Annotated in this window: 9 protein-coding genes; 4 read left to right on the plus strand and 5 right to left on the minus strand. The window is 34.4% G+C overall.

Annotated elements, in window-relative coordinates; translation table 11 throughout:
• Nucleotides 1-56 precede the first annotated feature (56 nt).
• Nucleotides 57-1,013, plus strand: coding sequence for an L-glyceraldehyde 3-phosphate reductase (gene mgrA, locus ASF10_RS18435; RefSeq protein ID WP_056252389.1), 957 nt, complete (start codon nt 57-59; stop codon nt 1,011-1,013).
• Nucleotides 1,014-1,078: 65 nt separating this feature from the next.
• Here the strand turns inward: mgrA and ASF10_RS18440 are convergent, their stop codons facing one another.
• The 5 genes from ASF10_RS18440 to ASF10_RS18460 form a co-directional block, all read right to left on the minus strand.
• Nucleotides 1,079-2,362, minus strand: a complete 1,284-nt coding sequence (locus ASF10_RS18440; protein ID WP_056252392.1) for a glycoside hydrolase 5 family protein — start codon at nt 2,360-2,362, stop codon at nt 1,079-1,081.
• Between the two features lie 215 nt (nt 2,363-2,577).
• Nucleotides 2,578-3,768, minus strand: a complete 1,191-nt coding sequence (locus tag ASF10_RS18445; RefSeq protein ID WP_056252394.1) for an AGE family epimerase/isomerase — start codon at nt 3,766-3,768, stop codon at nt 2,578-2,580.
• Nucleotides 3,769-3,773: 5 nt separating this feature from the next.
• Nucleotides 3,774-4,964 (minus strand): glycosidase, encoded by a 1,191-nt coding sequence (locus ASF10_RS18450; protein ID WP_056252396.1) that lies wholly within the window; start codon nt 4,962-4,964, stop codon nt 3,774-3,776.
• A 26-nt stretch (nt 4,965-4,990) separates the two neighbouring features.
• Nucleotides 4,991-6,382 carry an MFS transporter gene (locus ASF10_RS18455; RefSeq protein ID WP_056252400.1) on the minus strand — a complete coding sequence of 464 codons (1,392 nt, stop codon included), beginning with the start codon at nt 6,380-6,382 and terminating at the stop codon, nt 4,991-4,993.
• 152 nt (nt 6,383-6,534) lie between these two features.
• The gene (locus ASF10_RS18460; protein WP_056252403.1) at nt 6,535-7,677 is read right to left on the minus strand and encodes a glycoside hydrolase family 26 protein; all 1,143 of its coding nucleotides are present in this window, start codon (nt 7,675-7,677) and stop codon (nt 6,535-6,537) included.
• Nucleotides 7,678-7,979: 302 nt separating this feature from the next.
• Between ASF10_RS18460 and ASF10_RS18465 the strand changes: the two genes are divergently transcribed.
• The 3 genes from ASF10_RS18465 (at nt 7,980) to ASF10_RS18475 (ending at nt 13,979) form a co-directional block, all read left to right on the plus strand.
• Nucleotides 7,980-8,858 (plus strand): helix-turn-helix domain-containing protein, encoded by an 879-nt coding sequence (locus ASF10_RS18465; RefSeq protein ID WP_055095604.1) that lies wholly within the window; start codon nt 7,980-7,982, stop codon nt 8,856-8,858.
• A 313-nt stretch (nt 8,859-9,171) separates the two neighbouring features.
• Entirely contained in the window at nt 9,172-12,369 is a 3,198-nt protein-coding gene (locus ASF10_RS18470; RefSeq protein ID WP_056252406.1) for a SusC/RagA family TonB-linked outer membrane protein, read from the plus strand.
• 11 nt (nt 12,370-12,380) lie between these two features.
• The gene (locus ASF10_RS18475; protein WP_056252408.1) at nt 12,381-13,979 is read left to right on the plus strand and encodes a RagB/SusD family nutrient uptake outer membrane protein; all 1,599 of its coding nucleotides are present in this window, start codon (nt 12,381-12,383) and stop codon (nt 13,977-13,979) included.
• The last annotated feature ends 1 nt before the right edge of the window (nt 13,980 follow it).

The raw sequence follows: 13,980 nt of genomic DNA on the forward strand, positions 1-13,980 counted from the left end.
GAAGTTTGTTTTCTACCTTTAAAACCTATTAAAACTCCAACCTTTAATTTAAAAAAATGAAATATAACAGATGCGGAAGAAGCGGTTTATTACTACCTGAAATTTCTTTGGGATTGTGGCATAACTTTGGTTCAGTAGATAATTTTGAAAATGCAGAAAGTATTGCCGTAGAAGCTTTTGATAAAGGAATTACCCATTTTGATTTGGCTAATAATTATGGACCGGCTCCAGGTTCTGCAGAAACTAATTTTGGTAAAATCCTTTGGCATAATTTTCAGGGAAACTTACGTGATGAAATCATCATTTCTACAAAAGCCGGTTATACAATGTGGGACGGACCTTATGGAGATTGGGGATCCAGAAAATATTTATTATCCAGTTTAGATCAGAGTTTGAAAAGAATGAAGGTTGATTATGTTGATATTTTCTATTCGCATCGCCCAGATCCTGAAACTCCAATTGAAGAAACCATGTCAGCATTAGATTATGCCGTAAGAAGCGGAAAAGCGTTGTATGTGGGAATCAGTAATTATTCGGCAGAAGAAACTCGTGTTGCGGTTGATGTCCTGAAGCAATTGGGAACGCCATGTTTGATTCATCAGGCAAAATATTCGATGTTAGAACGTTGGGTAGAAAATGGTTTATTAGATGTTCTGGAAGAAAAAGGAGTAGGTTGTATTGCCTTTTCGCCTTTGGCACAAGGGCTTTTAACCGATAAATACCTAAACGGAATTCCAGAGAACTCAAGAGCGCATAATCCAAACGGACATTTGAAAGAAGATGAGGTTACTCAGGAACGTATTAATAAATTAGTTCAGCTTAATGAGATTGCTCAAAACCGTAATCAATCTTTGGCACAAATGGCTTTGGCCTGGCTGCAAAAAGACAAACGTATTACATCGGTTTTAATTGGCGCAAGTTCTGTTAGGCAATTAAATAATAATATTGATTGTTTGCAAAGTCTTGAATTTACGCAGGATGAATTGAATGCGATTGAAAAGATTTTATCTTAAATATTTTAAACCCGACAGGTTTCAAAAACCTGTCGGGTTTAAAATATTACAAATATTGATTTGAATTATTTCAATTGTAAATTATACTTCTTCACAACATCCAAAGTCGATTTATCACTCGAAAAAACCGAGTTCAATCCTTGTGGTTCTTGCGGAGGATCTGTAGTTAATGGATCTCCGGGATTCCATTTTCCTTCTTTGGTTATTGCTTTTCCTTCTCCGCCAAATCCCCAGAAATTAGCTGCCTGCAACGGACCTTTGTTTTTAACACTTTCGGCAACTCTGCTAAAAATATAATTATAAAAAATATCTCTGTTTGCTACAGAAGTTCCCGCAGTTAAGTTTTCATTTTCTCTTGGTAAACCAAATTCTTCAATAATAATAGGGCGTTTTAAATTGTTGGCTACTTTAATGTGCTCATCAATATATTTTCCTGCATTTTCGAGCGTTATTGCTAAGGTTTTTTCGGCATTGTCAGCTTTAAACCAGTTCCAGTTTTTTGGCCAAATGTGCATCGTCAAATAATCAATATTGGGATTTTGATGTGTTCTCTCAAAAATTTCCATGCTGTCGTTCGAGCTGTTTTTTCCCTCAGAACCCGTCGAAACCAAATGGTTTTTATCTAAACTATCAATCAGATTTACAATATTATTTAACCAAACGGTAAATTTTGTTTCATTTTCTACCGTAAAAAGTCTTGGTTCATTTCCCACTTGCCAAGCCATAATCGTATTATCTTCGTTATATTTCTTTTTCGAATATTTATTGGTTCTTCCAATAATAAACTTAACATGATCTTCTAAAGCCTTCATACAAGGCTCACAACTATGAAATTGTTCTGTATACGACATAAATTGCGGCCAGGTATTTGGAGCAATATTCGGAACCGGAATCGCGCCTTTGCCATTCCATTCCAGATATTGCGACATTCCGCCAGACCATTCCCAGTTATTTGTTAAATATAAAACGGCATACATTTTACGTTTGCTCATTTCATTGATTAAAAAATCAAGCCCGTCAAGCAAATCTTCGTCATACTTTCCTTGCTCATATTGCAATGCCGGACGAACGGTAAAATCATATTTCCCACCATCGGCACCCACTAAAATTCGTAAATTATCGATTCCGTTTTTCTGCATTAAATCCAGTTCGCGAAGCAATCTTTTTCGGTCACCCACTTTTTTCGAAGCCAGTAAACTTCCATACCAATAATTCGTACCAATATAAGCGTACGGTTTATCGCCTTTATAAAATTGCGTTCCTTTTACTGTAATTCTTTCCTGCGCCTGACAAGCAATTGCAGAAAGCATTAAACCGAATACAAGAATTTTTAGAAAATTATTTTTCATTAGTTGTTTTTTTAGGAGCTATTTCCTGCTATCCGTTTCAATCTTTTATTTTTTTAAAGAAAAAAATAAAAGGATTTCCACTTCTATCAGGGCTAGGGATTTAGGTTTTATTAGTCATTGCGAGGAACGAAGCATTCTCATGCAGTATACATTTTAATTAGCAAATGTTTTTATCGTTAGTGCGTTTGCTTCGTTCCTCGCAATGACAAACTGATTTATACTTTAATACGCTCAATTAATTCTAAACAAGCCCTACTATTATGATACGGACATTTCCAGAAACCGGCTTTGTCTTTTTCGATTAAAGAATAGTCACGGTTAATTCCCCAGAACCATTCTCCGTTTTCTTTGTCCAGAATGTATTTTTTTATAAACGTCCAGTTTTTATAAACTATTTCTAGATAAGTTTCATCGCCAGTTATTTGATAGGCGTTATAAAAACCAATTAAAGCTTCGGACTGAACCCACCAATGTTTTTCGGCAACTAATTTGTTTTTTTCTGGATCTAATTCGTACCACAAACCTCCATCAGAATCTAATCCATCTTTGGTAACTTCTGCCATCTGAATTGCGTGTTTTTTGTAATTGGCAATTAAGGTTTCATCTTCAGAAATTTCGGCACATTGCAACAAAAGCCAGGCTGCCTCGATATCATGTCCATACGAAATGACGTCTGGTTTTTCGATCCAGTTTTCATCAAAAAATAATTTTAAATGACCCGTTTTTGGATTAATAAAATGTTCTTCGATTGTTTCTAATAATTCAATAATATCATTTTGAAGTTTTTTATCCTTCCAGACTTTATACAAATTTGCATACGCCTCGACGATATGCAAATGTGTATTCATGGTCTTTTTTTCGTTGGCATCTTTATCGCTCAAACGCAAATCGTCAATAGGTTGCCAATCGCGGGTCAAAGCTTCAAAATAACCTTTGTTTTCAGGATCGTAACTGTGTTCCTGAATTTTTAAATATAAATTAATAGCTATTTCTAAAGCTTTGTCATCTTTAGAAATAGCATAATATTCAGACAATCCGTAAATGGCAAAAGCTAAAGCATAAATTTGGTTTTTGGTATCTTTTGGTGTTTTATCAGGATTAATGCTCCAGAATAAACCGCCAAATTCCGAGTCATAAAAATATTGTGAAAGAAACTCAAAAGCGCGTTTGGCGATTTTTTTATAATTTTCGTTTTTGGTTTCTTTATATCCTGCTGAAAAACTCCATAAAATTCTGGCGTTCAAAACAGCACCTTTTTCAGTATTGGCGATGATATTATCGTTGAAATCGATTTGACCAATAAAACCACCATTTTCATTATCTAGCGTATTTTTTGACCAATAGTTTAAGATCGATTCCAGTTCGTCTGATAGTTCTGTTTTAAGTTGCTTTAGTTTTGTTGACACGATAGTTATATTGCGTTATTTTTTTCAATTTGATTGATAATTGTTTTTACTGAACCTGCAGAAATAAAAGTATCTGCGGGCGCATTGGTAACATAATCAACTAATTTTTCTACAGATGAAACTGCAACATGCATTCTTGTGTCAGATGACGCATAATATACATAAACTGTTCCGTCATTATCTTCGATCCATCCGTTTGAGAATAGAACATTTGATACATCACCAACTCTTTCGATTCCTTCAGGTCCCATGAAATGTCCGGCAGGAACGTGTGTTACTTTGGTAATATCGTGTAGATCTGTCATGAACATATATAGGGTGTATCGTAAACCTGCAGCGGTATTACGAACGCCATGTGCGAGATGCAACCAGCCTTTTTCTGTTTTGATAGGCGCTGGACCAAGACCATTTTTTAATTCGTAAATGGTATGATATTGTTTCCCAAAGATGATTCTTTCTTCTTTTACAACCGGGTTTGTCATGTCTTCTACATATCCTAGACCAATTCCGCCACCGGCTCCAACATCAATAAAACCATCTTGTGGGCGCGTGTATAAAGCATATTTTCCGTCTACAAATTCAGGGTGCAAAACGACATTACGCTGTTGTCCGGTATTTGAAATTAAATCCGGCAATCTTTCCCAGTTTACTAAATCTTTAGATCGAACAATTCCGGCATTTGCAATCGCAGAACTTGTATCTCCTTTTGGAGCTTTTGGATCTTTTCTTTCGGTACAAAAAATACCGTAAACCCAACCGTCTTCATGATGAATCAAACGCATATCATAAACATTGGTGTCTGGTTCTTCGGTTTGCGGAATCACGCATGGTTTCTCCCAAAACTTAAAATTATCAACTCCGTTTGGACTTTCTGCAATAGCGAAAAAAGACTTTCTGTCAATTCCTTCTACACGAACAGCAAGAAGATATTTTCCGTTCCATTTCATGGCGCCTGCATTAAAAGCGGCGTTTATACCAATTCGTTCTTGTAAAAAAGGATTGGTTTGTTCGTCCAGATCAAAACGCCAGTTTAGTGGTACGTGATTAGCCGTAACAACCGGGTTTTTATAACGTTCATATATACCGTTTCCGGCGTGATCCTGTGGAGCATTTTTTTGCTCGATCAGTATTTTATGTTCTTTTTCTAATGCTACTTTTCTATCCTGAAATGTAGTTGAAGTGGCTATTGCTGTCATATTAATAGGTTTCTGTATCTGTATTTTTAATTGGTCTGGTCTCGTTTTTCATTCAAATCCTGTTCTATTACCTGTAGTTTTTCTTCAGATAATGGATAAAACAGTATAAAAAGAACTGATATTATTGCTGCAATGGCAGGAAGTATGCTTAACATTAATTGAATTCCGTTTTGGGTTACGGCAGTTTGTTCAACATTAGCCTGAAAGCCATAATAACCTAAAAGCCATCCGGTTCCGGCGCCACCAATTGTCCATCCAAATTTTTGTGACATTGATGATGCAGAGAAAACCAATCCTGTTGCTCTGCGGCCTTGTTTCCATTCTGAATAATCAGCGCTATCTGCATACATCGACCAGATTAACGGAAAAATGCAACCGGCACAAATACTGATTAAAACCTGAAAACTCATGATAAGGAAAACATCTTCTTTGCCAAAGAAATAGAAAATCAAACTCAAAATTGCGGCTAAAGCCATAGCACCAAAGAAAGTTTTCTTTTTACCAATTCTGTTAGCAATTGGCGTAGCGGCAATAACTCCTATAATATTTGCGGCTTGTCCCAAAACCAAATAGATAGAAGTTGGCGTCATATGAAAATCTGTACCAAAAAGCGAAAAATCAAAATTTACGCTGCTGCTTACATAATATTTAAAGTAATATACGGCAGCTCCATCCCGAATAGAATTGAAAACCAATGCACCAATTCCGGCGCCTAGTAAAATCCACCACGGCTTATTTTTTAGTAAATCTTTTAAATCTTCTTTTAGATTCGTTTGTTCATCAGAAATTGGTTTCACTCTTTCTTTGGTAAAGAAGAAACATCCCCAGAAAAAAGCGGTTGTAATTACTCCGAAAACTGAAATTGTTGCCAACCAGCCAGATTTGGAATTTAAACTTCCTCCAAAATAATTTACGAGAGGTTCAATTAGCCAAAGTGCCAATAAGCTTCCTCCAAAGGCAAAAACCATTCTATAAGAGGATAAGGTTGTTCTTTCTTTTCGGTCAGAAGACATTACGCCCAAAAGCGATGCATAAGGCACATTGATTAACGAATAGATCATCATCATTGCTGAATAGGTGATGTAGGCATAAATGATTTTTCCTTTTTCGTCAAAATCCGGTGTGTAAAAAGTCAATACTCCAATTACGGCAAAAGGCACGGCTACCCATAATAAATAAGGTCTGAATTTTCCCCATTTGCTTTTTGTTCTGTCAGCAATGATTCCTACGATAGGATCAAAGCAAGAATCCCAGATTCTGGTAATCAAAAACATGGTTCCTACAACGGCAGGCGCCAATCCGAAAACGTCGGTATAGAAAAAGAGAAGGTACATACTGAAAATTTTCCAGAACATGGATGATGCAGCATCTCCAAGACCGTAACCTATTTTTTCTTTTAAACTAATTTTGTCGTGCATTAGGCTTTTGTGGTTTTGTTTGGTTAATTATTTTAATGTTTCTGTGTGTTTTTTTGACGCGGATAAAACGGATTTACTTCGTAAAAACGCGGATAAAAACAGATTTTTATTTTGAATGCGATATTCTTAAAATCTATGTTTCTCGCAGATATTTAATTTTTAATTCTCAATTTTTTGATGTCTTTTTCGAATAAAGTTTTGTCCAGATTATAAAAATCAACAAAATCTTTCTCACTTATCTGACCGGAATATGGGGCGTAATAATGCATTTTTTGTTCTTTTTCCTGCCAGCCATGGTTTCTCCATAATAAAACATAAGAAATTTTATAATCGCCAATCGCTTTAGATAAAGTTCCTGTCCACCATTTTGGGTCCGGAATTGCTTCGTAACCTGCTTCGGCTATCGCAATTAGTTTATGTTGTTTTTTACCAATTTCACTTAAGTTTTTAAGCTGACTTTGAACTTCTTCAACGAATTTTTTTCCTTCTTTATCATCATTATTCTGATAAGAGTCAAAGCTTAAAATATCTGCATATTCATCTCCGGGATAGTTGGTCAGAAAATCTTCTTGCGAGCTAAAACTACTGGTATTGTAAATATAAATTAAATTATGAACGCCTTTATTTTGAAGATATTCGAAAGTAAATTTCCATAATGTTTTAAATTCTTCGGGAGTACAATTTCCTTTTCCCCACCAGAACCATCCGCCTGTAAGTTCGTGATAGGGTCTAAAAAGTATTGGAATGTTTTTTCCTTTTTTATCTTTTAAGGAAAGAAAGAAGTCTGCTGCTTTATCTAGCCAAATAGTGAATTTTTGATGATTTTCTCCGCCAGGCAGAACCGTTTTTAATGAATTTGGAGTATTGTCCCAGGCACTTTTGCCAGTTGCCGGATTATCAAAATGCATGCTTATTGTCGAAATACCGCCTCTTTCATGCGCTTCTTCAATGTATTGTTTCATTTTAGTAAAAGGGATTCCGTCAATATTATTAACATCATTTCTTTCTAAGCCTGCAATGTCCCAACCGTAAACGGCAGGATAATCACCAACGACATCTTTTATATCGCTGCGGCCGTTTTCATATTTCCAATTTACACCATAGGCAAGATCATCCTGATGTCCAAAAAGATATCCTTTTTGAGATAATTGATTTAGCTTTTTATACAAGGAAACCGTTTCTGGTGTTGCTTTTTTATCTGAAAGTGACAAATTAGTATTAGTAGTAATAAGTTTAGCTGAACAAGAAGTTCCAATAATTATGGTAGTTAGTAGCGTAAGGATGTTTTTTTTCATTATGATATACTTGGGTTCAGTGCAGTAACTGCAAATTTGTCAATTGAATACTGTTTCAAAAAAGGCTTAATTTTCTCATCGAAAATTTACTACTGTTTTTGGTTTAAAATTATCAAAACTATAAAAAGATATTCCATTAAAAATGATTAATGTTTATTATTAATGTTGTTTTTGTAAAATTGATAATTCTATTTTTCAAAGATAATCGGATGTTTATCGTGTAATTAATATTATTTTATCAATTATATATCATATTATTGCAAATAAAAATTCAAATAGTACTTCCTAAATAGCTTTTAATGATAAGTAATACTAAAAATTTTTACAGAGAAATTGCTCCGCTTTCGGCTGGCGATAGCTTTTTAGTTTTCGACAGGGTGAAAGACAGCTTTGATTTTCCGGTGCATTATCATCCGGAATTTGAGATCAATTTTATTTTAAACGGAAAAGGAGTGAAGCGTGTTGTTGGTGATAATATTGAAGAAATTGACAATGTCGAATTGGTTTTGATTGGTCCTAATTTATATCACGGTTGGGAATTAAGTAAATGTACCAGTAAAAAAATACACGAAATAACGATTCAGTTTCATAACGATTTATTTCATGAATCTTTATTGTCAAGACGAATTATGAATCCAATTCGTGATATGTTCAATCGATCGATTCATGGTATTTTATTTTCTAAAAAAGTAGCTGAAGAATTAACTCCACGATTGGTAAAGCTTTCTAAGTTAGACGGTATGGACTATTTTTTAGAAATCACCTCTTTATTATATGATCTTGCGAATTCCAGAAACCAGCGTTTGCTGTCGACTTATACGGTAGATTATGATACGTTTGATGATTATGATAAAATGAAGTTGGTTTATGAGTATGTACAAAAACATTTTGCAGATAAAATCACTCTTGAAGATGTTGCGAATGTAGCGAGTATGTCCATTATTTCTTTTAATCGTTTTATAAAAAAACGTACCGGCAAAACTTTTGTCAATTATATAAATGATATCCGCATTGGATATGCAGCTCGTTGGCTGGTAGAAAAAGACATGAGTGTTTCTGAAGTTGCTTTTAAATCCGGGTTTAATAATATCGCAAACTTCAATCGTAGCTTTAAGGCTATTAAAAATTGTACGCCTAGTCAATATAGAGAAGATTTTTCTGGACTTAAGCGTATTTTGTAGTGATACTTTTTTTGCACAAACAAGTATTATTTTTAACGAAATCGTTTGCTTTTCTGCTTATTCGTTAATTTTTATTTATAATTCCTGATGATTTAATAGGTGTGTTTTGAGAATAATGCAATTTTTGATTCATTTTTTTTTCATATGTGTTTTTTTAAAACGTTATAGTAAAAATATTATCATTAAATGATATAATACTATCGATTTAATGTTTTCTTGTGTTATAGATTTGTTAAATAATTTAAGAAAAATAAATACCATCTTTTTTAGGACTTGAATTATAAAACAAATTTAAACTAACCAAACATTTATTATGAAAAAACTAATGACTAACTTCATTCATTGGAATGCTAACCACAGAGCAGTTCCTTTGATTTTATTTTTGTTGCTGACCAGTAATTTTATTGCTGCTCAGGTAAAAGTATCAGGAATTGTATCTGATGAAAAAGGATTGTCTATTCCTGGGGCAAATATTTCGGTTGTAGGACTAAAAACAACGGTTTCAACAGATTTTGATGGTAAATATACAATTGACGTTCCTGCAAATTCTACTTTGGTATTTTCCTTTATTGGTTTTAATACACAAAAGATAGTTGTAGGAGGAAATAAAACTATTAATGTCGTTTTAAAAACAAATGCCGAAGACTTAAAAGATGTAGTTGTAATAGGTTATGGAACTCAAAAAAGGAAAGATATAAACAGTGCTATTTCTAGTATTAGTTCTAAGGATATTGAAAATTTAAAAGTAGTTTCTTTCGACCAAATGATGCAGGGTAAAGCTGCCGGAGTTGTTGTAAGCAGTAATTCAGGTGAGCCGGGAAGTAATGTATCTGTAAAAATTAGAGGGGTTTCGTCTTTAACGGGAACAAATGAACCTTTATATGTTATTGACGGTGTTCCAATATCCGGAGATGCACGTAACTCTTCTACTTCTGGTAGAAATGCATCCGGGAATTCTAATTTTTCTAATTCAGGAAACATTACATTAAGTCCTTTGGCACTTATAAATCCTAATGATATAGAGTCTATCGATATCTTAAAAGATGCTTCTGCAACGGCTATTTATGGTTCACGCGGCGCTAACGGAGTAGTAATTGTTACTACAAAATCCGGTAAAAAAGGTACAGGGAAATTATCATTCGAAAATTCATATTCAATTAGCAATCTTCCAAAGAAATTACATTCTATGAATTTGCAACAATATGCAATTCATCAAAATGCACTTGCTGAGGTTTATGATCCTACGGCTAAACGTCCGGAATTTGCTCATCCTGAAGTTTTAGGACAAGGGACAGATTGGCAAGATGCAATATATCAAACAGGTATTATGACATCGAATCAGTTGTCTTTTTCCGGAGGTAAGGACGGAATAAATTACTATATATCTGGAGGAGTATTAAATCAGGAAGGTATTGTAATAGAATCCGGATTTAAAAGATACAACTTTAGAACAAATGTTGATGCTAAAGTAAATAGCTTTATTAAGGTTGGTATTAACGTAAGTGGTGCAATTACAGACGAAAAACTAACTTTAAACGGACAATTTAATGGGGTTGTGGCAACTTCGTTATTAGCAACTCCGGATGTAGCTGTCAGAGAATTGTCAGGTGCTTTTGCAGGTCCGCCAGCAGGAGGAGCAACATCATTTGTAAATCCTGTAGCAACATCATTACTGGGTTCTAATACTTTGGTTAGAAAAAACTATTCTGGAAATTTTTATACTCAGGTTGATTTATTTAAAGGTTTAGAATATCGTTTTGAAGCTGGTGGTTATATCTATGATAATTTAGGACAGCGATTTGATCCGATGTATTCATTGGGGAATGCGGTAAAAAGTTTTGCTAATTTATATTACAGCCCATCAAGTGGTAATTCATGGAACTTAAAAAACATGCTTACTTATAGAAACACTATTGGTAAACACAACTTTACAGTTTTGGCTGTGCAGGAATCTAACAGGGCGCACTGGGAAGGATATACTATAACGGGTGAAGGATATAAGGATAATAATGATAAATCTCTTGCGGCATCTGATTTGCCTAAAGCGGTAACAAGCGGTGTATATTCAGGAACTCAGACTTTAGCTTCTTATTTAGGAAGGGTGGTTTATGATTATGGCGATAAATACGGAATTTCTGCTGCGGTAAGAACTGATGGATCTTCTAAGTTTTTTGTTGGCAATAAATGGGGTGTTTTTAGTTCTGTTGGTGGTTCATGGAAGATTTCGAATGAGGCTTTTATGGAAGGCACTAAGAAATATGTTGATGGTATAAAACTTAGATTTGGTTGGGGACAAACCGGAAATAACCAAATTGGTAATAATTTATATGATGCTAATTTACACTTGATTAACAGCTCGATGGGAACTTCTTATTTGCCATCTAATACACCTAATAAAGATTTGAAATGGGAAACTCAGGATCAAACCAACTTAGGATTAGATTTTGCATTGTTCAAATCTAAGCTTACTGCATCTGTAGATTTGTATAAAAAAGTTTCTAAAAACTTCTTGTATCAGGTTCCTTTACCAAATTTTCTTTCTGGTGGCGGAGATTATGAAGGTGGTGTAAATCCTCCGTACTTTAATCTTGGAAGCATGGAAAATAAAGGTATTGAGATTACGCTGGGTTATACGGAGAAATTCTCTCAAAATTTTTCATGGAATGCGAATTTAAACTTTACCAAATATGAAAATGAGGTTACAAATATGGCAGGTTTAAATATTGTTAGAACAATGGGTACTCTTGCTTATAATACGGTAACGGTTTCAAGAACTCAGGAAGGTTTGCCAATAGGATCGTTTATAGGGTATGAAGCTTTAGGGATTTACAGAACGGATGATGATTTGACAACTTACGGTCATACAGACGGAACCGGAGCTAAAGTAGTTTTGAAAAACGGAACAAACTCTTTATTACCGAGTTTTCAAAAAGGAGATGTTATCTATAAAGATCAAAACAACGATGGTGTTATTGACTTAAAAGATATGGTTAACATAGGAAATCCAAATCCTAAATTTACGTATGGTTTTACCAACAACTTTAAATATAAAAATGTCGATTTATCTGTTTTTGTTCAGGGAACTGCCGGAAATAAGTTAATGAATTTAACTCGTGCTTCGGGCGTAATGAATAGTAATATGGGAACGAATTATTTAACAGAAGCAGCAGATTTTTATTCAGCTTCTAATTTAGATGCTTCTCTTCCAAGACCTTCAACTTATGATAATATAAACAATGCTGTATCAACCCGCTTTATAGAAAACGGATCGTATTTAAGAGTTCAGAACGTAACTCTTGGGTATTCTCTGCCTTCTGATATGATTTCGAAATTAAAATTATCAAGATTGAGGCTTTACGCTTCCGGGCAAAACTTATTTACGTTTACAAAATATAAAGGATACGATCCAGAAGTAGGTTCTTATAACCAGGATGCATTGTTATCTGGTGTGGATAACGGACGTTACCCAACGCCAAGACAAATAACTTTTGGTTTTAATGTTGAATTTTAATACGAATAAATATGAAAAATATACTAAAAATAAACAGTGCTATTGCTATGGCGTTGATATTGTTGATCTCATCGTCTTGTTCTCAGGATTTTCTTGATGTGCCGGCAGAGGGAACTCCTACGATAGGTAATTATTACGATTCAGATTCAAAACTTGATAATGCCAGTAACGGATTGTATGGGATCGTTTGGTTCAACATGAATAAATCGGCATTTTATGGTATTACAGATGTAATTTCGGGTAATATGTATGCAAGCCAATACAATGATTTTGGTAAGTTCACAGATTTAAGTTTTACCAATTCTCAGGCTTTTATTTCTGATGCCTGGAGATCTTGTTTTGGCGCAATTGCAAATTCTAATGCCTATATCAGTAATTTACCTCAAAGTGTGGGACCAAATGTTAGTAAAGAAGCCTTGAATAACGCTTTAGGTGAGTCACATTTTATCAGAGCTTTTTCATATTTCTTCTTAGTAAGATTATGGGGAAATGTGCCAATTATCGAAAATAATGCTGACTATTCTAAAAACTTTGTTGTTCCAAGTAATCCTACTGAGGATGTTTACAAATTCATAGAGAATGATTTAAAATTTGCAATAGAGAATTTAAGAACAAAAAACAGAGGTTCAGATTATGCGTCGAATGCGCACGTGTCCAGCGGATCTGCAAAAGCTTTTCTGGCAAAAGTTTATTTGTACCAAAAGAAATATGATCTGGCAAGACAAATGGCTCAGGAAGTAATTAATAGTGGTGAGTTTAAATTGTTGGGTGGAGAAGAATTACCTACAAAATCTTTTGCCGATTTATTTTTGCAAAAAAATAACAATAATGAAGAGTCTATATTTTCATGGCAATGGACAGGTGCCGGAACTTATTTTGAAGGTAACTTTTCTAATACTTTGTTCGCTCCTGAAAACAGATTGGTAGAAACTACTTATTCAGGTCAGATAGCGCCTTCTCAGGATTTGATTCATAATGTTTTTGAAGATGGTGATAAAAGAAGAAAAGAAACTTTTATGTTGCCAGGTGATTTTTATCCTAACTTAACTTATGCTCAAACACTTGCTGTTGATTCTCCGCTAATTTTAGGCTATACATTTGCGATAGAAAATGAAGCTCAAAGTTCAGGGGCGGGATTAAAAAAATACGTAATCGGAAAAGAAAATTTACCAATTACCGGACCATTTAATCCTCCGTTTAACGGTGAAAGCAGTATGAACAGTTATATGATGCGTTATGCGGAACTGTTATTAATTCATGCCGAAGCTATTTTAGGCGGACAATCAGGCAGTACTACAGATGCTATGGCTTTGAAATCATTCAATGCAGTTCGTTTAAGAGCTGGTCTTCCGGCTAAAGCATCGATTTCATTTGATGATATTTTCAAAGAAAGACGTGCAGAACTAGCTTGCGAAGGAGATTATTATTTTGACTTAGGACGTTTGCCTTTCGCTAAAGCTAAAGCAATTCTTGAAGCACAAAATAGAGGAGATAAGGTTACAGAAAAACACATCTCGATTTCTGCAACGAATCTTTTATTGCCTTATCCGGCAGATGATTTGATTAAAAATCCAAAATTAACAGAAGTAGCGCCGTATACTTTTAAATAAT

Origin of the sequence: Flavobacterium sp. Leaf82, assembly GCF_001422725.1 — a bacterium.
GTDB lineage: Bacteria > Bacteroidota > Bacteroidia > Flavobacteriales > Flavobacteriaceae > Flavobacterium.